We start from the raw sequence: 24,160 nt of genomic DNA on the forward strand, positions 1-24,160 counted from the left end.
GCCAGCTCTACGTCAGGCCATCTTCCATCGGCTCTTCGCCCACCTCGCCGAACCCGTCCGATGCCCACACTGCAGACGTCGGTTCCTGCCGACCATCCACTCTAAAGTGCCCAGGTAGTGCTAGGCTGCGGTCATGCGGATCGATGTGTCGAGGAAGGCGTTGGTATAGGCCTTCTCCACCTCGAAGGGCTGTGCCCCCTCGAAATTGGCCTGGATCAGCTCGTAATCGGCCTTCATCCGCTCCGCGCTGAAGGCGCCGAGGGCGACGGCCGTCGTCGTGGGGTCGCGCTGCAGCTCGACCACGCGCTCCCAGACGCGCTGCTGCGTCCAGTCGTCCAGGCCGGAGGCGGCGGCGAAGAGGGCGCGGATCGCGGGCTGGGGATCGGCGACGGAGGCCGCGAAGGCGCGCTGGGAGACCTGCACGAACTTGCGCACTGCGTCCGGCTTGCCGGCCAGGAAGTCCCCGTTCACGACGATGGAGTTGCCGTAGGCGTTGAGGCCGAGGTCCACCCAGCGCTGGAAGCCGAGATCGGCGCCGAATTCCCGAACCTTCAGGTCGTGCTCGTTCCAGAAGTCCGAGGTGATGTCGATCACCTTGTTCTTCAGGGAGGGAATTTTGGCGGGGGGCGCCACGTTCACGAAGCGGACGGAGGCGGGATCGATGCCGGCCTTGCGGGCGAAGATCGGCCACATGATGCGGGAGGCATCGCCGGGCGGGTTGCCGATGGAGCGTCCCGGGAAGTCCTTCGGGCCAGTGATGCCGTTGCTCTTCAGCCAATAGAAGGTTTGCGCCGAGTTGGCGAAGATCGTCATCACCGCGACGAGGTTGCCGCCGCGCCCGCGGGCGAGCAGCGCAGTCGCCATGTCGGAGATGCCGATCTGCGCCGTGCCGGCTACCACGCGCTGCGAGGAGAGGCCGGAGCCGCGCCCGGCCTCGATCGTCACGTCCAGTCCCGCCTGATCGTACCAGCCGTTCGCCTTGGCCAGGTAGTAGGGGGCGTGGTCCGCGTAGGGGGTCCAGTTCAGGACGAAGGTGATCCTCTCCTTCGCCTGGGCGCGGGCGATGCCCGGTGCTGCCAGGGGCGCGACGAGGCCGGCGAGCAGGAGCCCGCGGCGACCGATGGCGGCGGAGTCGCTGGGCATGCGCGCTTGATCCCTTCAAGACCCGGCCTCGCGGGCTGTCAGGTGGAGCGTATCACGCTAGTATCAGGTCGCAACAAGTTTCCAACCAAATGGTTGGTAGGGAAGCCAGCATGCCGAACCGAGCCGCCGCCCGCCCGGCGGCACCGCGCCGCGAGCCCGGCAAGCGCGACCCGGAGAGCACACGCCGCGCGCTTCTGGACGCCGCGATCGGCGAGTTCGCGGAGAAGGGCCTGGCGGGTGCGCGCGTGGACGAGATCGCCGCGCGGGCCGAGGTGAACAAGCAGCTTGTCTACCACCACTTCGGCACGAAGGAGGACCTCTACGCGGCGGCGCTGGAGGAGGTCTATGCCGCCATCCGGGAGAAGGAGAGGGCGCTGCACCTGGACGACCTGCCGCCGCGGGAGGCCATGGAGCGGCTGGTCGGGTTCTCCTTCGACTATCTGAGCGCCCATCCCGAATTCGTCGCGCTGCTGAACGACGAGAACGGGCATGGCGGGCGGCATGTGCGCGCCTCCCCCCGGCTGCGGCAGATGCATTCGCCGCTGGTGGGGATGGTGGGGGAGACGCTGGAGCGCGGGGCGCGGGAGGGGCTGTTCCGGGACGACCTGGACGCGGTGGACCTCTACATCACCATCGCCGGGGTCTCGTACTTCTTCTTCTCCAACAACCGCACCCTTTCGGCGATCTTCGGCAAGCGGCTGGACACCCGGCCCGCCGTCTCGCGCCACCGCGCGCATGTGATCCGCTTCGTGCTGGCCGCCCTCCGGCCCTGACGGGACCTTGTCAACTATCCGGTTGACAGGACCTCCGGGCGGCTCCTAGCGTTTCGGGAGGACAAGGAAGGGTTGGGATGGCAGCGGAGGCGCGCAGCGACATTCCGGCCGGCGTCGTCGCCGCGCGGGATCCGCGCCGGGTTGCGGCGGCCAGGGCGGTGCGGCGGCGCTGGGGCATCATCCTGCTCGTGCATCTTGCCGCGGTCGTGCTGTGGGAGGCGCTGGCGCGGCTGGCGGGGCTGCCCGCCTTCCTGCTGCCGGCGCCGAGCGCGGTGGTGGCGACGCTGGGCAACCCGAACCATGCCTGGGCATCGAACACGCTCGTCACCCTTGCCGAGATCGCGGGCGGCTACGCGTTGGCGATCGCGCTCGGCGTGCTGGGCGCGCTGCTGTTCACCTGGTCGCGCACGCTGTCGCTGCTGGTCTTCCCTCTGCTCGTCACGCTCAACATGATCCCGAAGGTGGCGCTGGGCCCGATCATGATCGTGTGGATGAGCTACGGCATCGTCACCAACATGCTCATCACCTTCAGCCTGTGCTTCTTCCCCATCCTGCTGACCACGGTGCGCGGGCTGCAGGAGGTAGAGCCGGACCTGCTGGACCTCGTGCACTCGCTGAAGGGGTCGCGCCTGCAGGTGTTCCGCTATATCCAGCTTCCCGGCGCGCTGCCCTACATCTTCTCCGGCATGAAGGTGGCCGCCATCCTCGCGGTGGCGGGGGCGGTGGTGGGCGAGTTCGTCGCCTCAGAGCGGGGGCTCGCCTACCTGATGATCCAGGTGCAGTCCTCGCTCGATACGGCGGCCATGTTCATGGCCGTCATCATCCTTACCCTGCTCGGCCTTGCCCTCTATCTCCTCGTGCTGGGGCTCGAGCACCGCTTCGTCCCGAGGGACGCCAGGAAGGGATAGGCCATGTCCGCCCAAGCCAGAGACAGTGTCGGCGAACAGCGCTGGCTGGATGCCGCCGACCTTCCCGACCGCATCGCGGACGAGGCGGAGCTGGATGATTTCCTCTCCCGCCCCAGCCGGGCGCTGGCGGCCGACCTCGCGGCGCTGGATGGAGACATCATGGTGCTCGGCGTCGGCGGGAAGATGGGGCCGACCCTCGCGCGCCTGGCGCGCAACGCGGCGCCGGACAAGCGGGTCTTCGGCGTGGCGCGCTTCAGCGAGGCGGGGCTGCGCGAGGGGCTGGAGCGGCACGGCGTGGAGACGATCGCCTGCGACCTGCTGGACCGCGCGGCGCTGGACGGGCTGCCGCGCGCGCGGAACGTCATCCTCATGGCCGGGCGGAAGTTCGGCGCTGCCGGGGACCAGTCCCTGACCTGGGCGATGAACACGCATGTGCCTGCGCTGGTGGCGGAGTCCTTCCGGGCGTCCCGCATCGTCGCCTTCTCCACGGGCTGCGTTTATCCCTTCGTGCCGGTGAACGGCCCCGGCTCCACCGAGGACAGTCCGCTCGACCCGCCGGGGGAATACGCCTTCTCCTGCATCGGGCGGGAGCGGCTGATCCAGCACTTCTCCGCCCAGCACGGCACGCCCGGCCGGCTGTTCCGGCTGAACTACGCGATCGACCTGCGCTACGGCGTGCTGTTCGACGTGGCGACGAAGGTGATGGCGGGCGAGCCGGTGGACGTGACCATGGGCCATGTCAACGTGATCTGGCAGGGCGACGCCAATGCCCAGGCGCTGCGCTGCCTGCACCAGGCCACCGTGCCCGCCGCGCCGCTGAACGTGACGGGGCCGGAGACCATTCCCGTGCGCTGGCTGGCCAAGGCCTTCGGCGAGCGGCTGGGCAAGCCGGTGACGATCACGGGGCAGGAGGCGCCGACCGCCTGGCTGAACAACGCGGCGGAGGCGGCGCGGCTGTTCGGATACCCCGTGGTGCCGCTGGCGCGGATGATCGACTGGGTGGCGGACTGGGTGGCGCGGGGCGGCAAGGCGCTGGGCAAGCCCACGCATTTCGAGGTGCGGGATGGCACCTACTGAGGCCCTCCCCGTCGCAGCGCTCGGCACATCCGCCATGGACGGCTGCCTCGCCCTCTCGCGCGAGGCTGGCTGGAACCAGGCGGAGGCGGATTGGCGCCTGTTCTTCGAGGACGGCACGGTGTTCGGCATCGGCGGCGAAAGGCCCGTCGCGACCGGCGCCGTCCTGCCATATCGGGAGGGCGGGTTTGCCTGGATCGGGATGGTGCTCGTCACGGCCTCCCAGCGCGGGCGGGGGCTGGGGACCCGGGTCCTGCGGCACGGCCTCGGCCTGCTGGCGGAAGCCGGGCTGGTCCCGGTGCTGGACGCCACGCCGGCGGGGGCGCGCATCTACCGGCCGCTCGGCTTCGTGGCGCAGCTCGGGCTGACGCGCTGGCGTGGCCCTGGCGGCGGCGAGGCACCGGAAGGACCGCGCCGCGTGACGGCGGAGGACCTGCCGCGGCTGGCGGCGCTCGATGCCGGGGCCTTCGGTGCGGCCCGGCCCAGCCTGCTCGGGGCCCTGATGCGGCGCGCGCCGGCGGTCGGTCATCTGGAGGGGGAGGGCTTCGTGCTCGGGCGCGATGGCGACCGGGCCACGCAGCTCGGCCCGCTCGTCGCGCCCGACGAGGCGGCGGCGCTGCGGCTGCTGCGGGCGGCGCTGGCCCGCGCGCCGGGCGAGGTGATTATCGACATCGCCGATCGCTGCACGGCCCTGGCCGATGCCCTGCGCGCCCGCGGCTTCGCGCCGGAGCGCCCCTATACGCGCATGGCGCTGGGCCATGCCGCCCCTTTCGGGGATCCGTCCCGCCTGATGGCGGTGGCGGGGCCCGAGCTCGGCTGAGAGGACCACCATGCCGCTGCACCGTAGCGACCTGCCGCCAGAGACGCTCCGCCTGCTGCGGCAGGGTGTCGCCATCCCCGCCCATCCGCTCGCGCTGGATGCGGGGCGGCGCTTCGACCGGCGGCGGCAGCGGGGGCTGACGCGCTACTACGTGGATGCCGGTTCGGGCGGGCTTGCGGTGGGCGTGCACACCACGCAGTTCGAGATCCGCGATGTCGGCCTCTACGCCCCCGTGCTGGAGGCGGCGATGGAGGATGCGCGGGGCTGGACGGACCGGCCGATGGTGATGGTGGCCGGGCTGGCCGGGCGCACCGCGCAGGCGGTGCAGGAGGCGCGCACGGCCGTCTCGCTCGGCTACCATGCCGGCCTGCTCAGCCTGGCGGCGATGAAGGGCGGCTCGGAGGAGGAGATCCTGGAGCACTGCCGGAGCGTCGCGGCGGAGATTCCGCTGGTCGGGTTCTACCTACAGCCCTCCGTGGGCGGCATTCCGCTCGGGGTGGATTTCTGGCGGGCTTTCTGCGCCATCGACAACGTCGTCGCGGTGAAGGTGGCGCCGTTCAACCGCTACCGCACGCTGGACGTGGTGCGCGGGCTGGCGGAGGCGCGGGCGGAGGATCGCGTGACCCTCTATACGGGGAATGACGACCACATCGTGCTCGACCTCGTGACGCCGTTCACCGTGCGGCGGGACGGGGAGGCGGTGACGCTGCGCTTCCAGGGCGGGCTGCTCGGCCACTGGTCGGTCTGGACGAGGGGCGCAGTGCGGCTGCTGGAGCGGCTGAAGGAGGCCGTGGCGGCAGGGCCGCTCTCGCCCGAGATCCTGGCGCTGGATTCCGCCGTGACGGATTGCAATGCGGCCTTCTTCGACGTGGCCAACGACTTCCACGGCTGCATCGCCGGCTGCCACGAGGTGCTGCGCCGCCAAGGGCTCCTGGAGGGCACCTGGTGCCTCAATCCCGCCGAGGGGCTGAGCCCCGGGCAGGCGGAGGCGATCGACCGGGTGCTACGACTTTATCCCGAATTCTCCGACGACGAGTTCGTTGCCGCCAACCGGGAGCGCTGGCTGTCGTGACCGAGCCGCTGATCCGGCTGGAGAAGGTCCGCAAGACCTACCGCACCGATGGGCAGGATTTCACCGCCGTCTCCGACGTGACGATGACGGTGGATGAGGGCGACCTCGTCTCCCTTGTCGGCCCCTCCGGCTGCGGCAAGACGACGGTGCTGAAGATCCTGGCGGGGCTGCACGAGGCGAGCGAGGGCACCGTGCGGATCGGCAATGCCGAATCCGGCTTCGTGCCGGGGCGCGACGTGGGAATGGTGTTCCAGCAGGCGCTTCTGCTGAAGTGGCGGACCATCCTGGAGAACGTGACCCTGCCGGCGGAAATCCTGGGCCTACCGAAGCAGGAATCGCGCGAGCGCGCGCGCCACCTGCTGAATATGGTGGGGCTGCGCGGCTTCGAGGGCAGCTATCCCTACCAGCTCTCCGGCGGGATGCAGCAGCGCGCCGCCATTGCCCGCGCCCTGGTGCACGACCCGAAGCTAATCCTGATGGACGAGCCCTTCGGCGCGCTGGACGCGCTGACGCGCGAGAAGATGAACCTGGAGATGCTGCGCATCTGGCGGGAGAGTGGGAAGACGATCCTCTTCGTCACGCACTCCATTCAGGAGGCCGTGTTCCTCGGCTCGCGCTGCGCCGTGCTGACGGCCGGGCCGGCGCGGATGGCCGACACCTTCCGCATCGACCTGCCGGCGGAGCGCGGGTTGGAGATCAAGACGACGGAAGCGTTCGGCGTCTATGTGAAGCGGATCTACGCGCAGCTTGGGATGCATTGACGTCGCGGGGGAGTGGTCCTGGGCTGGTGATTTGTCCCGGGGAGAGGAAGAAGGAATTCTTCCTCTCCCCGGACCCCTCTCCATCATCTTTTTCTAGGCTTTGGGATTCCTTGATTGACGGTGCGCCCCGGCTCGTGGAGCCGAGGCGACTGCAGGGGCAGGATCAATCCCGATCGTAGGGATGGACATGTCAGGTCAGTTCCGCGGCAGCCCGATGCAGGTCCAGGAGGCTCAGCCTCCTGGCGGGGGTTTCAGGGGGCGGCGCCCCCTGGTCCGGGGCATCAAGCCCGGGCGGCGCCTCCTCGGATCGTCTCTACGATCTGTCCGATCTCGTCCTTGCCGATCCCGAGCGGCGGCGATAGCACGAGCGAGTCCCCGGTGGCGCGGATGAGCACCCCGGACTCGAAGCAGTGGGCGGCCACGGCCTTCGCGCGGGCCGGGCCGCCGCCGGCGGCGGGGCCGAACTCGATCGCGGCGAGGAGGCCGATGTTGCGGATGTCCGTCACGCCCGGGGCGTCGCGAAGGCTGTGGACGGCTTCCTCCCATGGGGTGGCGATCTCGGCGGCGCGCTGGAACAGGCCTTCTTCCTGGTAGACCTCCAGGGTGGCGAGGGCGGCCGCGGCGGCGAGGGGGTGGCCGGAATAGGTGTAGCCGTGCATGAATTCCGTCGTGCCGTCGGGCTGCGCGTTCAGGCCCTCCGCCACGCGGTCGCTGATGAGGACACCGCCCATGGGAACGGCGCCGTTCGTCATGCCCTTGGCGCAGCAGATCAGGTCGGGGAGCACGCCCAGCGCCTGGCTGCCGAAGGGGGCGCCGAGGCGGCCGAAGCCGGTGACGACCTCGTCGAAGATCAGCAGCAGGCCGTGGCGGTCGCAGATCTCGCGCAGGCGCTCCAGGTAGCCGGCGGGGGGCACGAGGACGCCGGTGGAGCCGGCCACCGGCTCCACGATCACAGCGGCGATGGTGGAGGCGTCCTGCGCGGCCACGATGCCTTCCAGCGCGTCGGCGAAGTCGGTGCCGCCATGGGGCGGACGGCCGCGGCTGAAGGCGTTGCGCGCGGGGTCGTGCGTGTGGGGCAGGTGGGAGGTGCCGGCGAGGAGCGGGCCGAAATGCTTGCGCTGCGGCCCGATGCCCGCGACGGAGAGGCCGCCGAAACCGACGCCGTGATAGCTGCGCTGCCGGCCGACGAGCTTCACGCGCTGCCCTTCGCCGCGCACGGAGTGGTAGGCAAGGGCGAGCTTGAGGGCGGTGTCCACGGCTTCCGAGCCGGAGCCGGCGAAGAAGACGTGGTTGAAGCCGTCCGGCGCGACGGCGGTCAGGCGGTTGGCGTATTCGAAGGCCGCGGGGTGGCCGAGGCCGAAGGAGGAGGCGTAGTCCAGCTGCCCGGCCTGGGTGCGGATGGCCTCCACGATGCGGGGGTGGCAGTGGCCGGCGTTGACGCACCAGAGGCCGGAGATGGCGTCGAGGATCTTCCGGCCTTCCGGCGTGACGTAGTGCATTCCCTTCGCGCGGGTGACGAAGCGCGGGTCCTGCTTCCAGGTCCGGTTCGGCGTGAAGGGCATCCAGAAGGCATCGAGCGCATTCGGGGGCGTGTCGAAGGCGAGGTCGTTCATGGTCGGTCCGTGTCGTTGAGGGAGGAGGCTCAGGGGGCGCGCGGCGGTACCACGGCTGGGCGGCCCCGTTCCTGGACACGGTGGGGAAGGGCAGGGCGGGACGGCATCGCGCTTTCCTGTTGAGCTTCCCGGCGGGACGTTGCAGGATGCTTGCACTTTGGCTTTCCAAAGTCCAGCAAGGACGAGCCCGGCATGAGCGTTGAACCCTTCCCCCTGATCGAGCTGAGCGGCAGCGCCGGGCAGCGCGGGCGTGATTACGGCCGGCAGGCCGCCGCGCGCGTCCGCCGGAGCATCGAGCACTACACGCTCCAGCTCGCGGCCGATGGGCACGGGGTGGAGAAGGTGCGGGGCTGGGCGCGGGACTTCCTGCCGCGGATCGAGGCTTTCGACCCCGCCTATATCGAGGAGATGCGCGGCATCGCCGAGGGCGCCGAGGTGCCCTTCGAGGACATCGTCCTGATCAATGCGCGGACGGAGGTGCTGCAGCTCGGCAAGCGCAACGCGGCCAGCAAGGACCCGGATGGCTGCACGGGCGTGGTGGTGCTGCCGGAGGCTTCCGCCGATGGCGCGCTGATCCACGCGCAGAACTGGGACTGGAAGAGCGAGTGCGCGGAGACGGGCGTGGTGCTGCGCATCCGCCGGGATGACGGGCCGGATATCCTGACCTTCGTAGAGGCCGGCGGGCTGGCGCGGGCGGGGCTGAACGCCGCCGGAATCGCGGTGACCGCCAACTACCTGCAGAGCGACCGGGATTACCGCAGCCTCGGCGTTCCCCTCGCGCTCATCCGCCGCAAGATGCTGGAGAAGGAGTTCGTGGCGCAGGCCTTCCACGCGGCCTACACCACGGTAAAATCGGCATCGAACAACATCATCGTCAGCCAGGCCGGCGGTGTGGCCATCAACTTCGAATGCGCGCCGGACGAGAGCTTCCAGGTTCACGCGACCAAGGGGCTGATCGTGCATGCCAACCACTGGATCAGCCCGGTGGCACTGTCCAAGCTGAAGGACACGGGCGTGGCGAGCACGCCGGACAGCCTGTACCGCGACATGCGCGTGCGGGGGCTGCTGGAGGCGCATGGGGGCGGGCTGGATGTTGCGAAGGTGAAGGAGGCGCTGTTCGACGACTACCAGCACCCCTGGTCCGTCTGCCGGCCGCCGCGGCTGAACAGCGCGGGCAATCTTTCTGCCACCGTCGCCATGCTCGTGATGCAGCCGGCGAAGGGGATCCTGGAGATCGCGCCGCTGCCGGCGCTGAACCGGCAGTTCACGCGCTACGACCTGTTCTCCACCGCCGAGGCGCGGGCCGCGGCATGAGGAACGCCCTTCTCGCCGGCCTGGCGGCCGCTTCCCTTGTTGTTCTGCCCGCCGCCGCGCAGACCCCGCTGCGCGCCTCGCTGAACTCGGACATCCGCAGCACGCAGCCCGGCGGGAACCGGGACTTCAACACGGACAGCGTGATCCTGCACGTGGTGGAGGGGCTGGTCGCGCTGAACGAGCACGCGGCGCCGGTGCCGATGCTGGCGGAGAAGATGGAGCTGTCCGGGGACGGGCGGACCTATACCTTCACGCTCCGGCAGGGCGTGACCTTCCACAACGGCGCGCCGCTCACCTCCGCCGAGGTGCTGTGGAGCCTTCGCCGCTACATGGACCCCGCGACGAACTGGCGCTGCCTGCCGGACCTGAACGGGCGCTCGGGCCTGGCGAAGATCACGGAGATGGCGGCGCCGGATGCGCGCACCGTCACGATCACGCTGGAGAAGCCGGCGGCGCTTTTCCTCTCCACTATCGCGCGGCCGGATTGCGGCAGCACGGGGGTCCTGCACCCGTCCTCGGTCGGGGCGGACGGGGCCTGGGTGAAGCCGGTGGGCACCGGGCCCTACAGCCTCGGCGAGTGGCGGCGCGGGCAGTATGTGGAGCTGGAGCGGTTCGAGGGCTACGCCGCCCTGCCGGGCGAGCGGGACGGCTTCGCCGGCGGCAAGCGCGCGCTGATGCCCCGCATCCGCTTCGTCACCATTCCCGATTCCTCCGCGGCCAAGGCGGCGCTGCTGGCGGGGAACGTGGATGTGATGACGGACGTGCCGGGTCCGGAGTTGCCGGACCTGCGGGCCAACCGCGCGGTTCAGGTGCTGGCCGCGCCGAGCATGGGCGTGACGGCGCTGCTGCTGCAGACCCGCGACCCGCTGCTGAAGGACGAGCGCATCCGCCGCGCCATCGCGCTCGCGCTCGACGTGCCGGAGCTGGTCACCTCCATAGTCGGGGATGACGCGCCGGAGAATCCTTCCCCGCTGCCCTCCGCCAGCCCCTTCCGCAGCGAGGCGCAGACCCGCCGCCCCGCGCGGGACCTGGCGGCGGCGAAGCGGCTTCTGGCGGAGGCGGGCTATCGCGGCCAGCCCATCCGCATGATCACCAACCGGCGCTATCCCAATGTCTACGACGCTTCCGTCGCGGCGCAGGCGATGGCGGCGGATGCGGGGATCAAGATCGAGTTGGAGGTGCTGGATTGGGCGACGGAGCTGGACCGCTACACGCGCGGCGACTACCAGGCCATGGCCTTCATCTACTCCCCGCGCCTCGATCCCTCCCTCTCCTACGAGATGATCTCCGGCCCGAAGGACACGCAGCCGCGCAAGGTGTGGGATGATCCGCAGGCGCTCGAGCTCATCCAGCGTTCCATGACGGTGACGGACGAGGCGGAGCGGCAGCGGATCTTCGACCGGCTCTACGGGATGTTCATGCAGCAGGTGCCGATGGTCGTCCTGTACAACCAGCCGGACTACATCGCGGTGCGGCAGGGCGTGACGGGCGTGCGGCCCTGGGCCTCGGGGCAGACGCGGCTCTGGGGCGTCGCGCGGGGCGGATGAGCGCGACCTATGCCCTGAAGCGGCTGGCCTGGGCGCTGCCCACGCTGCTGCTCGTCGCGGTGGCGGTCTTTGCCCTCCTCCGCATGGTGCCAGGCGATCCGGCGCAGCTCATGCTCGGCGATGCGGCGGACGCGGTGCAGCTGGACGCGCTGCGGGAGACCATGGGGCTGAACCAATCCCTTCCCGTGCAGTTCGCCCGCTGGCTTCAGGCGGCGCTGCGGGGCGATCTCGGGCGGTCCCTGGCGAATGACCAGGCGGTGCTGCCGCTGATCCTGGAACGGTTCCGGGTCACGGCCTCCATTGTCCTCGCCGCCGTGGCGCTGGCGGGGTTGATCGCGGTGCCGCTGGGCACAATCGCGGCCTGGAAGCAGAACAGCGCGCTGGACTTGGCCGTGGTGGGCGGCGCCACGCTGCTGCTCTCGATCCCCAGCTTCTGGCTGGGGCTTCTGATGCTGCTGTTCTTTGGGCTGAAGCTCGGCTGGGTGCCGGTGGTGGGCTATGTCGGCTTCGGGGAGGACCCCTGGCAGGCGCTGCTCTACGTGGCGCTGCCGATCGTGACGCTGACGCTGATCGAGACGGGCGTGCTGACGCGCATGGCGCGCAGCGCGGCGATCGACGTGTTGCGGCTGGAATACGTGGCGCATGCGCGTTCCAAGGGGCTGCGGGAATCGACGGTGCTGCGCCGCCACGTGCTGCCCAACGCCTTCGCGCCCACCCTGACGCTGCTGGGCATCGTGCTCGGCAACCTGTTGGGCGGCATCGCGGTGATCGAGACGGTCTTCACCCTGCCCGGGCTGGGCCGGCTGCTGGTGGACGGCATCACCGCGCGCGACTACCCGGTGGTGCAGGGCTGCATGCTCTTCGTCGCCACGATCTACGTGCTGGTGAACCTGCTGGTGGACCTGCTCTATCCGCTTTTCGACCCGCGCGTGGCGGCCGAGTAGATGCGCGTCCGGCTCAATGCGCTGATCGGCGGCGCGCTGACGGTGCTGGTGCTCGGCACCGCGGTCCTCTCCGCCTTCTGGACGCCGCAGAATCCGCTGCGCATTGCCATGCGCGCCCGGCTCAACGCGCCCTCCGCCGCGCACTGGCTCGGAACGGATGAGGTGGGGCGGGACGTGGTCAGCCGCCTCATGGCCGGTGCCGGCACCTCCTGCCTCGTCGCAGCCTTGACCGTGGTATTCGCGGTGGTGGTGGGCAGCCTTGTCGGCCTTCTCGCGGGCTTCGCGCGCGGCTGGGTGGACCGGCTGCTGATGCTGGTGAACGACGCGCTGCTGGCTTTTCCCGGCATCCTCCTCGCGCTCGGTCTGCTGGCGGTGATCGGGCCGGGGCCCTGGGGCATCGTGCTCGCCCTGGGGCTGGCCTATACGCCGACCGTCGCGCGCATCGTGCGCGGGGCCGTGCTTTCGATCCGGGAGCGCGAGTTCGTCGAGGCCTCCCGCTCGATCGGTAATTCCGAGGCCTACACGATGATGCGGCACGTGCTGCCCGGCACCGTCTCGCCGCTCATCGTGCTGGCGACCAGCCTGTTTGGCTGGGCCATCCTGGCGGAGAGCGCGCTGAGCTTCCTCGGGCTCGGCGTGCCCCCGCCCGCGCCGACCTGGGGCAACATGCTCTCCGCCGCGCGGCCCTATCTCGAATCCGCTTCCTGGCTGGGCGTCGCGCCCGGCGCCTGCATCGCGCTCACCCTGCTCGGCGTGAACCTGCTGGGCGATGCGCTGCGGGATCGCCTGGACCCGCGGAGCCAGGCACGATGAGCCTCGCCCTGGAGAACCCCGTCGCCCGGGGCGCGGCGGGCGCGCCGTTGCTGGAGGTGGACGGGCTGCGGGTCGGCGCCGGCCGCTTCGCCGCGGTGGACGGCGTTTCCTTCGACATCGCGCGGGGCGAGATCCTGGCGCTGGTCGGGGAGTCCGGCAGCGGCAAGACGGCGACGGGGCGCGCCATCCTCGGCCTGCTTCCGCCCGGGCTGGTCCGCACCGCCGGCGCGATCCGGCTGGAGGGGGAGGATCTGGCCCGCGTCACCCCGGACCGGCTGCGCCAACTCCGTGGCGGCGCCATTGGGATGGTGTTCCAGGAGCCGATGGTCTCGCTGAACCCCGCCCTCACCATCGGCGCGCAGCTCGGCGAGGCGCTGGCGCTGCACAGCACGCTCTCGCCGGAGGCGCAGCGGGCGGCGGCCCTCGCCATGCTCCGCCGCGTCCGGATCGCGGATCCGGAGGGGTGCCTGCGCGCCTATCCGCACGAGTTCTCCGGCGGCATGCGCCAGCGCATCATGCTGGCGGCGGTGATGCTGCCAAAGCCCCGGCTGCTGATCGCGGACGAGCCGACGACGGCGCTGGACAACCTCGCCCAGGCCGAGATCCTGGACCTGATGGTGGAGCTGGCGCGGGACAACGGCACGGCCGTGCTGCTCGTCACCCACAATCTCGGCCTCGTCTCCCGCTATGCCGACCGGGCGCTGGTGATGCAGCGCGGCCGGGTGGTGGAGGAGGGGCCGGCGCGCGGGCTGCTGGCGAACCCGCGGCAGGACTATACGCGCCTTCTTGTCTCGGCCATGCCGCAGCGCCTGCCGCGGCCCGCGCGGGAGCCGGGCGAGGTGCTGCTGGAGGCGCGCGGGCTGGTGGTGGAATATCCCGGCCGCGCCCGGCTGTTCCGCCGCCTGCCGGGCAAGCGCGCCGTGGCGGGCGTGAACCTGGAGATCCGGCGCGGGGAGACGGTGGCGCTGGTGGGCGGCAGCGGTTCCGGCAAGACCACGCTGGGGCGCGCGGTGCTGCGGTTGGTGCAGCCCACGGGCGGCAGGCTGCTTTTCCGCGGGCAGGACATCACCCGCGCGCGGGGGGACGCCTTCCGTGACTTCCGGCTGGCCTGCCAGATTGTCTTCCAGGATCCCTATTCCTCCCTCGACCCGCGGCAGCGGGTGGGGGAGATCGTGGCGGAGCCCCTGCGGCACGAGCCCGGCCTTTCCGCCGCCGGGAAGCTGGCGCGGGTGGCGGAGACTTTCGAGGCGGTGGGGCTGCCCGGCATGGACGGGCGGCTGCCGCACCAGCTCTCCGGCGGGCAGCGCCAGCGCGTGGCGATCGCGCGCGCCATCGTCCGCCGGCCGGAACTGGTGGTGGCGGACGAGCCGGTGAGCGCGCTGGACATGACCGTGCAGAAGCAGATCCTGGCCCTGATCCGCCGGCTGCAGGCGGAGCGGGGCTTTGCCTGCCTCTTCATCTCCCACGATCTCGGCGCCGTGGCGGAGGTGGCGGACCGGGTGCTGGTGATGGAGAACGGCGTCATCGTCGAGCAGGGGGCGCGGGACGCGGTGTTCGACACCCCGCAGCACCCCTATACGCGCGCCCTGCTGGATGCCACGCCGCGTCTCTCCTAATGCGGCTCGAATGACCGACCTGGACGCCACCCCGCTGCGCCGGAACCTGGCGCGCGACATCCTGGACCTGCTGCGCGAGCGCGGGGCCGAGCCGGGGGAGCGGCTGAGCCGCCCGGCCCTGGCCGAGGCGCTCGGCGTTTCCCGCACGCCGGTGAACGGGGCGCTGGCGCTGCTGGAGGAGCTGGGGGCGGTGCAGACCGAGGGGCGCGCGGTGCGGCTGCGGAGCCTCGACCTCGATCCCGCAGCGCTGGGTGATGGCGCCGGGGAGACGGGGGTCGCGCGGCTGCTGGTGGCGATCGCCCGCGCCCGGGCCGACGGCACGGTGCCGGACGAGGTCTCGGAGCGGCAGCTGGCGCAGCATTTCGGCGTCGGCCGCGGCGTGGCGGCGCAGGCCCTGGCGCATCTGGCGGAGGGGGGCGTGGTCAGCCGCAACCGCGGGCATGGCTGGCGCTTCACGGCGGGCTTCGCCTCGGGCGCCGAGCGGGCCGCCTCCTACCGCTTCCGCATGCTGATCGAGCCGGCGGCGCTGCTGGAGCCGGGCTTCGCCCTGCCGGCGGGCTTCGCCACGCGGATGCGGCGCGAGCACGGGCGCTTTCTCGACCGCGTGTGGACCGATGACAGGGCCGTGGCCTTCTACGAGATCAATGCGGCCTTCCATGCGGGGCTGGCCGAGGCCTCGGGCAACCGTTTCATCGCGGCGGCGGTGGTGCAGCAGAACCGGGCCCGCACCCTGTCCAATTACTCCTGGCGCGTGCCGCCGGACCGGGTGGCGGTGAACGTGCGGGAGCACCTGGCCATCCTCGACTGCCTGCAGGAGGGCGACCGGGAGCGGGCGGCGCTGCATATGCGGCTGCATCTGGCCGGTGCCATGGCGCTGCGGCCCGCCGAGGACTGAACTTCGGCCCTGCGCCGAGCCTTCCTGGTCGCCGGAAGCCCCAGCCCTACCGCCTGGCCTGGAAGAAAGCCCGCAGCAGGGCCGCCGCCTCGCTCTCCCGCATGCCGCCCACCACCTCCGGCACGTGGTGGCAGGAGGGGGCGGCCAGCACGCGCGCGCCGTGCTCCACCCCGCCTCCCTTGGGGTCGTAGGCGCCGAAGACGACGCGCCGGACCCGGAAGAAGGAGATGGCCTGGGCGCACATGGGGCAGGGCTCCAGCGTCACCCAGAGCGTGGCGTCGGCCAGCCATTTCGCGCCCCGCGCGGCCGCGGCGGCACGCAGGGCCAGCATCTCCGCATGGGCGGAGGGGTCGTGCCGGGCCTCCACCTCGTTGCCCGCGCGGGCCAGGATCCGGCCGGCGGCGTCGGTCACCACGGCGCCCACGGGCACCTCGCCCCGGGCTCCGGCGGCGCGGGCTTCCTCCAGCGCCAGCGCCATGGGCGCGGCCTCCGTCATGTCATTCCCATGGTCGGCCCTTCATGCGCCGCTTGTGGACTGGGGGGCGCACGCTCTACCAACCCCTGCATGACTGCACGACCCCTGATTGGCCTGACCCTCGATGCCGAGGAACCGGGTGGATACTCCAAGCTGCCCTGGTACGCGCTGCGGCGGAACTATTTCGGCGCCGTGGCGGCGGCGGGGGGGCTGCCCGTGGCCCTGCCGCACGATCCCGCCCTGGCCGATGCCTATCTGGACCGGCTGGACGGGCTGCTGGTGACCGGCGGCGCCTTCGACGTGGACCCCGCCCTGTATGGCGGCGGGGACCGGCACGAGACGGTGGTGCTGAAGGAGGGGCGAACGGCCTTCGAGATCGAGATCCTGCGCGGCGCGCTGCGGCGGGACATGCCGGTGCTGGGCATCTGCGGGGGGGAGCAGCTGTTGGCGGTGGCCCTGGGCGGCACCCTGATCCAGCACATCCCTGATGCCGTGCCGGACGCCCTGGCGCATGAGCAGCCCAATCCCCGCACGGAGCCGGGGCATGAAGTGGCGCTGACCCCGGGCACCCTTCTTTCCCGCATTGTGGGCGCGCCTTCCATGGCCGTGAATTCCGCCCACCACCAGGCGGTGGACCGGCCGGGGGAGGGGGCGATCGTCAATGCCCGCGCCCCGGACGGGGTGGTGGAGGGGCTGGAGCACCCGGGCTACCGCTTCTGCCTCGGCGTGCAGTGGCACCCGGAATACCGGGTGGATGCGCGGGACGGTGCGATCCTGGACGCCTTCGTGGAGGCGGCGCGCGTTGCCGCCCGGCATGCCGCATGAGCGGGGAAGGCACCCCCGACGATGCGCACGACCCTGCCCGGGGTGAGCGCATCGCCAAGTGGCTCGCCCGCGCCGGCGTGGCCAGCCGGCGCGATGCCGAGGCGCTGATCGCCCAGGGCGTCGTCACGCTCAACGGCGCCGTGGTGCAGACCCCCGCCACCTTCGTGGCGGAGGGCGATGCCGTCCTCGTCCGCGGGCAGCGCGTGGGCGCGGCGGAGGTCACCCGCCTGTTCCGCTACCACAAGCCCGACGGGCTGGTGACGACCCACAAGGACCCCCAGGGGCGCCCCACCGTCTTCGAGCGCCTGCCCGCAGGCCTGCCGCGGCTGGTTTCCGTCGGCCGGCTGGACCTGACGAGCGAGGGGCTGCTGCTGCTGACGAATGACGGCGCCCTGGCCCGGCGGCTGGAGCTGCCCTCCAACGGCTGGTCCCGCCGCTACCGCGTGCGCGTGCACGGCAAGGTGCATGAGGGCGCGCTGGCCTGGCTGGCCCGGGGCATCACGGTGGAAGGGGTGAAGTACGGCCCTATCACGGCCGGGCTGGACAGCCGCCAGGGCACGAATGCCTGGCTCACCGTCACCCTGCAGGAGGGCCGGAACCGCGAGATCCGGCGGGTGATGGAGCATCTGGGCCTGCACGTGACCCGCCTGATCCGCGTGGCCTACGGCCCCTTCCAGCTCGGCACCCTGCCGCCCGGCGCCGTGGAGGAGGTGAATGCCCGCACCCTGCGCGACGAGTTGGGCGTGACCACGGCCAAGCCCCGCATCCAGCGCGGCGTGGAGCGCGAGCCGCTGCCCCCGGCCGAACCGGAGCCCCCCCGCAAGCGCGCCCCCCGCGCCCGGCGCGCGGGCGACCCGCACCGGACGCCCTGGGGGGCGAAGCCGCGGACGGAATGACAGGGCTGGATGCTTCGGGGGAGAGGCGCAGCCCTTCCCCAGGATCCCCTTTCCGCGGGGAAGCCGAGATTCCCGGACCTGCCGCCTGGGACGGGCAGGGCCGTCGCCGGAGCGGTCCGTGAGGATCGTTGCCGGGCAGTGGCGGGGCCGCGCCCTTCAGGCGCCGCCCGGGGAGGGGACGCGGCCCACGGCGGACCGGGTGCGGCAGGCCCTGTTCGATTCCCTCTGGCACGCGCCCTGGGCGGGCCGGGCGGCGGTGGAGGGGGCGGTGGTGCTGGACGCCTTCGCGGGCACGGGGGCGCTGGGGCTGGAGGCGCTCTCGCGCGGGGCGGCGCGCGGATTCTTCATGGAGAAGGATCGCGTGGCGCTGGCGGTGCTCCGGGCGAATGTGGCGGCGCTGAGGGCGGGCGAGGTGGCGCGGGTGCTGCCGGCGGATGTGCTGCGGCCGCCCCGGGCGGAGCTGGCCTGCGGGCTGGTCTTCCTCGATCCGCCCTACGGGAGGGATCTGGGGCCGGCGGCGCTGGCGGCGCTGCGGGCGGCCGGCTGGATCGCGCCGGGGGCGCTGGCCTGCCTGGAGATCGGCCGGGGCGAGGCCGTGCCGGCCCTGGAGGGCTGGGAGGTGCTGGCCGAGCGCGAACACGGCGCCGCGCGGGTGCTGGTGCTGCGGCAGGTCTGACGGCCCTGTTGGAGGGCGGGAGTGCGGAAGCCGGGTCTCCCTCGCGGGCGGCCGGGGATCACGCCTGGCTGTGCGGGATGCCCGTCCGGGGTGGCGTCGTGCCGGTGCTCATCGCCCGTTCCGCCGGGGCCGGAGCGGGCCGAAGAAGCCGCTCCACTCCATGTCCATCGCCTTTGCCCTCTCGGCGATGACGCCGATCCCGGCTGGCAGGGACATGACCGGCGAGGCCATGATGGCCGGGTCGTTCAGCAACTGCCCGACCTGCCGGCCCCGCCACCAGAGGAGCCCGAACAGCAGGGCGATCATGAGGAGGAGGCCCCAGGTCACCAGGTCCCAGCCGAGGATGTAGACGCCGTAGGGCGGCGAGAGGGCGGTGCTCAGCCGGGACAGGCCGACCATCCCGGCGAACAGCAGGACGAGGAAGCCCAGCAGCTCCAGCGGCAGCCGCCGGTAAAGGCGTAGCGCAGCGTCGAGATCCTCGACGGAGGACTGGTCGAGTGACAGCAGGGGGCGGGCCTCGGGCTGCTTCATGGGCCTCCCATTTCCGGGCAGGAAAGGGCGCTCGACGCGCCCGGCGAGAGGGCGGCTCTGCCGGACGCTCGGGGTTGGGCAGGGTGCCGGGGCCGGGCAGCCCCTGGGCCGGCTAGAGCGCGTCGCGCGGGGCCGTGCCCGCGGCGATCGCGGCGACGTTGTCGAGGGCGCGGTGGCCCATGGCGTCCCGCGTCTCGACCGTGGCGCTGGCCACATGCGGCGTGAGGAAGACGTTCGGCAGCTCGGCAAGGCGCAGGTCGAAGGCGGGCTCGCTGGCGAAGACGTCCAGGCCCGCCGCGAAGAGGTGGCCGCTGCTGAGGGCCTCGATCAGCGCGTCCTCGTCCACGAGGCTGCCGCGCGCCGTGTTCACGAAGATGGCGCCCTTCTTCATTTGGGCGAAGGTTTCCCGGTTCATCACCTTCGCCGTGCCGGAGCCGCCGGGGGCGTTGAGCGAGAGCACGTCGCAGCGCGGCAGCATGGCCTCCAGGCTGTCCACGTACTCCGCGCCATCCTCCAGCGCCGGGTCCAGCCGGGTGCGGTTGTGATAGATGATGTTCATGTCGAAGGCGCGGGCGCGGCGGGCGAGCACGCGTCCGATCCGGCCCATGCCGAAGATGCCGAGGGTCTTGCCCGTCAGGTCGTGGCCGAGGTTCTCGGCGAAGCCGAAGCCCTTGCGCCAGCCCGCGCGCATGATCCGCTCATACTCCGAGGCGCGGCGCGCGGCGCCGAGCATCAGCAGGAAGGCGAGGTCGGCGGTGGCCGCGTTCAGCACGTCCGGCGTGTTGGTCACGGCGATGCCGCGCGCCTTCGCGGCGGGGACGTCGATATGGTCGAAGCCGACGCTGCAGGTGGCGACGAGCTTCACCGTCTCCGGCAGGCGCGCCAGCGCCGCGGCGTCGAGCTTCACCCCGCCGGTGACCACCAGGGCCGCCGCGCCATGGCTCGCGGCCGCTGCGACGAGCTCGTCGAGGGTAAACCCGGCCGGTGGCGGGAGCAGCGCGTCGAACTCCTCCTGCGCGCGCTGCATGACGGCGGGGGGCAGGACTCGTGCGACGACGACGCGAGGCTTCATGAGACGCTCCGGTGACGGTCTGTGTTCGGTTCAGTGAAAAGCCGTTGACGGCTGTATGGCTGTAGGACAACCATATCGGCGTCGGAAAGGGAAGTGCCCCCGCAACGGGGACGCCCCCATGGTGATCGGAGGTCGCGTTGGAGCGCAAGTCGATCAACCTGCTGGATGTGGCGGTGGGCAGCCGGCTCTCGCTCGCCGACGGTTCCGTGGTCGAGGTCGTGGACAATCCCGGCGACGGCACCTGGATCATGTGCCGCGACCCCGGGGCGCCGGCCGATGCGAAGGACATCCCCGTCTTCGCGAACGACGTGGTGGAGGTCCTGGGGTGAGCCGATCGGCGCCGCTGCGCGCGGCCGGCGCCGCCCGGCCGCGGGAGGAGGCGGCTGCCCCGGCCGCGCAGCCCATCCTCCAGGCTCCCAGCCTCACGGAGCGCGTGGCGGAGGCGCTGCGCGGCGACATCCTTTCCGGTCGGCGCGCGCCGGGCGAGGCGCTGCCCTCCGAGCAGGCCATGGCCGCATCCTATGGCGTCAGCCGCACGGTGATGCGCGAGGCGATCTCGCGGCTGAAAGCGGAGAACCGCGTCTCCACGCGCCAGGGGCTCGGCGTCTTCGTCGCGGCGGAACCGCCGCCGGAACCCTTCCAGATCGATCCCTCCTCGCACGAGGACGTGGCGGAGGTGCTGCAGATCTGCGAGCTGCGGATGGGCTTCGAGGCGGAGGCGGCCGCCCTGGCCGCGCTGCGCCGCGAGCCGGCGGACCTGGCCGAGATGGATGCGGCGGTGGCGGCGATCGGCGCCGCGGTGCGGGCCGGTGATCTGGCGGCGGAGGTGGAGGCCGATATCCGCCTGCACGCCGCCATCAGCGCCGCGACGCACAACACCTACTACGTCTCCTTCTTCAACTCCCTGCACCGCTTCCTGCGCGAGAACATCACGGCTTCCTGGCGGCGCTTCGCCGAGGGCGAGCCGACCGCGGAGGCCGAGGCGCAGGACGAGCACCGCGCCATCCGCGACGCCATCGCGGACCGGGACCCGGAGGCGGCGCGCACCGCGGCGCGGCGGCACATGGCGCATACGGCGGAGCGCATCGCGCGATTGCGCGGCGGGGCTGCGGGGCTGCGCGACGGGGCGATTGTTCCGCGTCGTCCGGCGCGACGGAGCAAGGAGGGGGCATGATGGACGGGCTGGTCGACCTGCGCACCGGGACGGTGAGCCGCGAGGTCTTCGTCAGCGAGGAGGTGTTCCGGCAGGAGCAGGAGCGGATCTTCGGCCGCGCCTGGCTCTTCATCGGGCACGAGGACATGGTGAAGGAGCCGGACGACTACTTCGTCTCCCGCATGGGCACCGAATCCGTGGTGCTGACACGGGACCGGCAGGGCAAGATCAACGTCCTGCTCAACTCCTGCATGCATCGCGGGATGAAGGTCTGCCGGGCGGACCAGGGCAATGCCCGGGTCTTCACCTGCCCCTATCACGGCTGGAGCTACTCCACGGATGGGCGGTTGGTGGACCGGCCGGGCGAGCTGGTGGGCGTGCCCGGCTTCTCCTCCCACTACAGGAGCGAGCTGGACAAGAAGTCCTGGGGGCTGGTCCACTGCCCGCGCGTGGTGAACTACCGCGGCACGATCTGGGCGAGCTGGGACGAGAACGCGCCGGACTTCGAGGAGTATATCGGCGACTTCGCCTATTACCTGGGCGCCGCGCTGGACCACCGCGATGGGCGCGAGGGCGGATCGGAGATGATCGGCGGCGTGCAGAAGTGGCGCGTGAAGTGCAACTGGAAGTTCGCGGCCGAGAACTTCATCGGCGACCTCTATCACGACATCAGCCACCGCTCCGTCGATCTCGTCGGCATCGGCCCTTCCGGCGGCAAGGGGCGGCGCGACCGGCAGCGCGGGCGCACGACGGTCGGCTTCCCCGATCTCGGCCATGGCGGGCTGGCGGAGCTGCCGCACCGGGCGGAGCCGGACTATGTCGCGACCTACCGCAACCACCCGGAGGTGGAGGAGTACTACCGGCAGGTCCATGAGGCGCGGGTGCGGAACCTCGGCGACCGGCTGCGTGTCACCACGGGCACGGGCACGATCTTCCCCAACATGTCCTTCCACGGGCGGCAGCCCCGCACCATCGCGGTGTTCCACCCGATCAGCCCGACCGAGATGGAGATGTGGCGCATCTTCCTGGTGGACCGGGACGCGCCGCAGGCGGTGAAGGACGTCGCCCGCCACTACTACCTCCGCTACTCCGGCCCGGGCGGCATGACCGAGTCCGACGACATGGAGAACTGGGTCTACGCCACCGAGGCGAGCACGGGCGTCGTCGCGCGCCGCTACCCCTACAACTACCAGATGGGCATGGGCCATTCGCAGCCCATCCCGGAGCTGCGCGGCGGCTATGACGGGGGCGAGTATTCCGAGCAGAACGCCCGCATCTTCTACGGCCGCTGGGCGCAGTTCATGGAGGGTCGGGACTGGAACGCGCTGATGGCGCCCGCCCGCGCGGCGGTGGCGGAGCCGGCCCATGGGTGAGGTGATGCAGGACGCCCGCCTGGCGGCGATGCTGCTGGAGCACGAGGTCCGCGACTTCCTCCATACGGAGGCGGAGCTTCTGGACGAGCGGCGCTTCGAGGAGTGGCTGGAGCTCTTCACCGACGATGTCCGCTACTGGATGCCGATCGCGCGCAACGTGCGCTTCAACCAGATGGCGATGGAGTACACGCGGGAGGGGCAGGACACCTGCTGGTTCGACGAGGGCAAGGAGACGCTGCGCCAGCGCGTGGAGCAGCTCCGCACCGGCATCCACTGGGCAGAGGAGCCGCGCTCCCGCACCTCGCACCTGCTGACGAATATCCGCGTCGCCTCGGCCCTGCCGATTGCGGCGCGTGCGGAGGAGGTGGAGGTGCGCAGCCGCTTCCTCCTCTACCGCAACCGCATCCATGACGAGACCGACATCCTCGCGGGCAAGCGGACCGACCGCCTGCGACGGGAAGCGGGCGGCTGGCGCATCGCGCGGCGGGAGATCCGCCTGGACCAGAGCGTATTGCTGGCAAAGAACCTGACCAGCTTCCTCTAGGGGGCAAGGGCGGGCCGCCAGCCACACGGCGTGGCATTCGACGGGGGATACCGGGATGGCTTGGCTGGTGAAGTGCGCCCTGGGCGCAGCGTGCGCGTTCTTCCTCTCCGCCGGCGCGATGGCGCAGGAGGCCTGGCCGGCGCGGCCGATCCGCATGATTGTCGCCTATCCCGCGGGCGGGGTGATCGACCTCCTGACGCGCGTCCTGTCCGAGCGGCTGCGCGACCGGCTCGGCCAGCCCGTGGTGGTGGAGAACCGCCCCGGCGGGAACGGCGTGATCGGGATGCAGGAGCTGGTCCGATCCGCCCCTGATGGCTACAGCTTCACCCTGGGCGGCCTCGGCGGCCAAGTGCTGCCGCCGCTGGTGAACCGCAACTTCCCCTTCGACGTGGTCCATGACCTCACGCCCGTCGCGAAGGTGGCGGAGTTCGTGAATTCCCTGGTCGTGAGCAACGAGCTGCCGGCGCGCAACGTGCAGGAGTTCATCGCGCTGGCGAAGTCGCGCCCGGGGCGGATGGATTTCGGCTCCACCGGCGTCGGCGCCTCCAACCACCTCACCGCCGTGCTGTTCATGATGACGACGGGGACGCGGTTCGAGCACGTGCCCTATCGCGGCTCGGCCGCCTCGCTGACGGATCTGCGGGCCGGGCGGATCCAGATGGTGTTCGACAACCTGCCCTCCGCGTTGCCGGCGATCCAGTCCGGGGGCGTCCGCATCCTCGCGGTGACCAGCCGGAACCGCATCCCGCAGCTGCCGGAGGTGCCGACGATGATCGAGAGCGGCGTGCCCGACTTCGTGGTGACGAGCTGGGCTTCCGTCTTCGGCCCGCGCGGCCTGCCCGATGCGATCCGGGACCGGATGGCGGCGGCGCTGCTGGCCGTGGTCGCGGAGCCGGAGACCCAGGCGCGGCTGCGCGGCATGGGGCTGGAGCCGGCCGGCGCCGGCCCGGCGGAGTTCGCCGCCTTCTTCCATGCGGAGCTGGCGCGCTGGAAGAACGTCGTGGACAGCAACAACATCCGCGTCGAGGAGTGAGCGCGGCCGGCCGCGCCTGTGCGGGCCGCGTCTTCGGCTATACTGGCGGAGAGCATCAGGATCGGGCGGACCATGAGCGACGACTACATGAAGACCCAGGGCGAGGCGCTTGCCCAGCACCTGCGGCTGACCGACGGCAAGTCCGGCTATGTCGAGGCCACCGCGGAGGGCTTCCAGGTCTATGTCCGCAAGAAGTGGGCGGGCAAGCAGATCGCCTCCTGGGACGGCATGCCCGTCGAGTGGCACGAGAACGTGGGCACCCACAAGGCGGCAAACCGCTGAGCCAGGG

26 protein-coding genes are annotated in these 24,160 nt (G+C 71.5%); 21 read left to right on the plus strand and 5 right to left on the minus strand.

Translation table 11 applies throughout. The features are described from left to right. Nucleotides 1-120 precede the first annotated feature (120 nt). Nucleotides 121-1,143: an ABC transporter substrate-binding protein gene (locus J5Y10_RS17230; protein ID WP_209375281.1), complete on the minus strand. Its 1,023-nt coding sequence runs from the start codon at nt 1,141-1,143 to the stop codon at nt 121-123. A 110-nt stretch (nt 1,144-1,253) separates the two neighbouring features. Here J5Y10_RS17230 and J5Y10_RS17235 point away from each other — a divergent pair, with 110 nt between their 5' ends. The 6 genes from J5Y10_RS17235 to J5Y10_RS17260 all read left to right on the plus strand — a co-directional run bounded on the left by J5Y10_RS17235 (nt 1,254) and on the right by J5Y10_RS17260 (nt 6,551). Then, nucleotides 1,254-1,916 carry a TetR/AcrR family transcriptional regulator gene (locus J5Y10_RS17235; protein ID WP_209375282.1) on the plus strand — a complete coding sequence of 221 codons (663 nt, stop codon included), beginning with the start codon at nt 1,254-1,256 and terminating at the stop codon, nt 1,914-1,916. Between the two features lie 77 nt (nt 1,917-1,993). After that, nucleotides 1,994-2,824 (plus strand): ABC transporter permease, encoded by an 831-nt coding sequence (locus J5Y10_RS17240; RefSeq protein ID WP_209375283.1) that lies wholly within the window; start codon nt 1,994-1,996, stop codon nt 2,822-2,824. Between the two features lie 3 nt (nt 2,825-2,827). Then, a complete protein-coding gene (locus J5Y10_RS17245) occupies nt 2,828-3,901 on the plus strand; it encodes an NAD-dependent epimerase/dehydratase family protein (RefSeq protein ID WP_209375284.1) in 1,074 nt (357 codons plus the stop codon). Continuing rightward, nucleotides 3,888-4,718 carry a GNAT family N-acetyltransferase gene (locus J5Y10_RS17250; RefSeq protein ID WP_209375285.1) on the plus strand — a complete coding sequence of 277 codons (831 nt, stop codon included), beginning with the start codon at nt 3,888-3,890 and terminating at the stop codon, nt 4,716-4,718. Before J5Y10_RS17245 ends, J5Y10_RS17250 begins: the two co-directional genes overlap by 14 nt. A gap of 10 nt (nt 4,719-4,728) precedes the next feature. After that, nucleotides 4,729-5,790 (plus strand): dihydrodipicolinate synthase family protein, encoded by a 1,062-nt coding sequence (locus J5Y10_RS17255; RefSeq protein ID WP_209375286.1) that lies wholly within the window; start codon nt 4,729-4,731, stop codon nt 5,788-5,790. After that, entirely contained in the window at nt 5,787-6,551 is a 765-nt protein-coding gene (locus tag J5Y10_RS17260) for an ABC transporter ATP-binding protein (protein WP_342452949.1), read from the plus strand. The genes J5Y10_RS17255 and J5Y10_RS17260 overlap by 4 nt, the downstream gene beginning before the upstream one ends. 281 nt (nt 6,552-6,832) lie before the next feature. Here the strand turns inward: J5Y10_RS17260 and aptA are convergent, their stop codons facing one another. Next, on the minus strand, nt 6,833-8,164 hold the full coding sequence (gene aptA, locus J5Y10_RS17265; protein ID WP_209375287.1) for an omega-aminotransferase AptA: 1,332 nt from the start codon (nt 8,162-8,164) through the stop codon (nt 6,833-6,835). Between the two features lie 192 nt (nt 8,165-8,356). On the opposite strand from aptA, the gene J5Y10_RS17270 reads away from it, so the two are divergent. The 6 genes from J5Y10_RS17270 to J5Y10_RS17295 are packed head-to-tail and all read left to right on the plus strand — an operon-like array spanning nt 8,357 to nt 15,293. Further along, the gene (locus J5Y10_RS17270) at nt 8,357-9,478 is read left to right on the plus strand and encodes a C45 family autoproteolytic acyltransferase/hydrolase (RefSeq protein ID WP_209375288.1); all 1,122 of its coding nucleotides are present in this window, start codon (nt 8,357-8,359) and stop codon (nt 9,476-9,478) included. Then, nucleotides 9,475-11,025 (plus strand): ABC transporter substrate-binding protein, encoded by a 1,551-nt coding sequence (locus tag J5Y10_RS17275; RefSeq protein ID WP_209375289.1) that lies wholly within the window; start codon nt 9,475-9,477, stop codon nt 11,023-11,025. Before J5Y10_RS17270 ends, J5Y10_RS17275 begins: the two co-directional genes overlap by 4 nt. Next, nucleotides 11,022-11,969: an ABC transporter permease gene (locus J5Y10_RS17280; RefSeq protein ID WP_209375290.1), complete on the plus strand. Its 948-nt coding sequence runs from the start codon at nt 11,022-11,024 to the stop codon at nt 11,967-11,969. The genes J5Y10_RS17275 and J5Y10_RS17280 overlap by 4 nt, the downstream gene beginning before the upstream one ends. Beyond that, a complete protein-coding gene (locus J5Y10_RS17285; protein WP_209375291.1) occupies nt 11,970-12,782 on the plus strand; it encodes an ABC transporter permease in 813 nt (270 codons plus the stop codon). Continuing rightward, a complete protein-coding gene (locus J5Y10_RS17290; RefSeq protein ID WP_209375292.1) occupies nt 12,779-14,398 on the plus strand; it encodes an ABC transporter ATP-binding protein in 1,620 nt (539 codons plus the stop codon). The genes J5Y10_RS17285 and J5Y10_RS17290 overlap by 4 nt, the downstream gene beginning before the upstream one ends. 10 nt (nt 14,399-14,408) lie before the next feature. Continuing rightward, nucleotides 14,409-15,293 (plus strand): GntR family transcriptional regulator, encoded by an 885-nt coding sequence (locus tag J5Y10_RS17295; RefSeq protein WP_209375293.1) that lies wholly within the window; start codon nt 14,409-14,411, stop codon nt 15,291-15,293. A 46-nt stretch (nt 15,294-15,339) separates the two neighbouring features. Here the strand turns inward: J5Y10_RS17295 and J5Y10_RS17300 are convergent, their stop codons facing one another. After that, nucleotides 15,340-15,789, minus strand: a complete 450-nt coding sequence (locus tag J5Y10_RS17300; protein ID WP_209375294.1) for a nucleoside deaminase — start codon at nt 15,787-15,789, stop codon at nt 15,340-15,342. 69 nt (nt 15,790-15,858) lie between these two features. Here J5Y10_RS17300 and J5Y10_RS17305 point away from each other — a divergent pair, with 69 nt between their 5' ends. From J5Y10_RS17305 to rsmD, 3 genes are all read left to right on the plus strand, one after another. Continuing rightward, nucleotides 15,859-16,593 carry a gamma-glutamyl-gamma-aminobutyrate hydrolase family protein gene (locus J5Y10_RS17305; protein WP_209375295.1) on the plus strand — a complete coding sequence of 245 codons (735 nt, stop codon included), beginning with the start codon at nt 15,859-15,861 and terminating at the stop codon, nt 16,591-16,593. Next, nucleotides 16,590-17,489 (plus strand): pseudouridine synthase, encoded by a 900-nt coding sequence (locus J5Y10_RS17310; protein WP_209375296.1) that lies wholly within the window; start codon nt 16,590-16,592, stop codon nt 17,487-17,489. The genes J5Y10_RS17305 and J5Y10_RS17310 overlap by 4 nt, the downstream gene beginning before the upstream one ends. A gap of 118 nt (nt 17,490-17,607) precedes the next feature. After that, nucleotides 17,608-18,165 carry a 16S rRNA (guanine(966)-N(2))-methyltransferase RsmD gene (gene rsmD, locus J5Y10_RS17315; RefSeq protein ID WP_209375297.1) on the plus strand — a complete coding sequence of 186 codons (558 nt, stop codon included), beginning with the start codon at nt 17,608-17,610 and terminating at the stop codon, nt 18,163-18,165. A 108-nt stretch (nt 18,166-18,273) separates the two neighbouring features. Here the strand turns inward: rsmD and J5Y10_RS17320 are convergent, their stop codons facing one another. Together J5Y10_RS17320 and J5Y10_RS17325 are read right to left on the minus strand one after the other, a co-directional pair. Next, entirely contained in the window at nt 18,274-18,696 is a 423-nt protein-coding gene (locus J5Y10_RS17320; RefSeq protein ID WP_209375298.1) for a hypothetical protein, read from the minus strand. 112 nt (nt 18,697-18,808) lie between these two features. Continuing rightward, complete coding sequence (locus J5Y10_RS17325) at nt 18,809-19,768, minus strand: 2-hydroxyacid dehydrogenase (RefSeq protein ID WP_209375299.1); 960 nt, start codon at nt 19,766-19,768, stop codon at nt 18,809-18,811. A gap of 137 nt (nt 19,769-19,905) precedes the next feature. Between J5Y10_RS17325 and J5Y10_RS17330 the strand changes: the two genes are divergently transcribed. The 6 genes from J5Y10_RS17330 (at nt 19,906) to J5Y10_RS17355 (ending at nt 24,153) form a co-directional block, all read left to right on the plus strand. After that, complete coding sequence (locus tag J5Y10_RS17330) at nt 19,906-20,097, plus strand: hypothetical protein (RefSeq protein WP_209375300.1); 192 nt, start codon at nt 19,906-19,908, stop codon at nt 20,095-20,097. After that, nucleotides 20,094-20,942 (plus strand): FadR/GntR family transcriptional regulator, encoded by an 849-nt coding sequence (locus J5Y10_RS17335; RefSeq protein ID WP_209375301.1) that lies wholly within the window; start codon nt 20,094-20,096, stop codon nt 20,940-20,942. The genes J5Y10_RS17330 and J5Y10_RS17335 overlap by 4 nt, the downstream gene beginning before the upstream one ends. Further along, nucleotides 20,942-22,294: an aromatic ring-hydroxylating oxygenase subunit alpha gene (locus J5Y10_RS17340; protein WP_209375302.1), complete on the plus strand. Its 1,353-nt coding sequence runs from the start codon at nt 20,942-20,944 to the stop codon at nt 22,292-22,294. The genes J5Y10_RS17335 and J5Y10_RS17340 overlap by 1 nt, the downstream gene beginning before the upstream one ends. After that, nucleotides 22,287-22,838 (plus strand): 3-phenylpropionate/cinnamic acid dioxygenase subunit beta, encoded by a 552-nt coding sequence (locus J5Y10_RS17345; RefSeq protein ID WP_209375303.1) that lies wholly within the window; start codon nt 22,287-22,289, stop codon nt 22,836-22,838. Before J5Y10_RS17340 ends, J5Y10_RS17345 begins: the two co-directional genes overlap by 8 nt. Nucleotides 22,839-22,893: 55 nt before the next feature. Then, nucleotides 22,894-23,871, plus strand: coding sequence for a Bug family tripartite tricarboxylate transporter substrate binding protein (locus J5Y10_RS17350; RefSeq protein ID WP_209375304.1), 978 nt, complete (start codon nt 22,894-22,896; stop codon nt 23,869-23,871). Nucleotides 23,872-23,943: 72 nt separating this feature from the next. Beyond that, nucleotides 23,944-24,153, plus strand: a complete 210-nt coding sequence (locus J5Y10_RS17355; RefSeq protein WP_209375305.1) for a hypothetical protein — start codon at nt 23,944-23,946, stop codon at nt 24,151-24,153. Nucleotides 24,154-24,160: the final 7 nt, after the last annotated feature.

Origin of the sequence: Roseomonas indoligenes (genome assembly GCF_017813365.1) — a bacterium.
Lineage (GTDB): Bacteria > Pseudomonadota > Alphaproteobacteria > Acetobacterales > Acetobacteraceae > Roseomonas > Roseomonas indoligenes.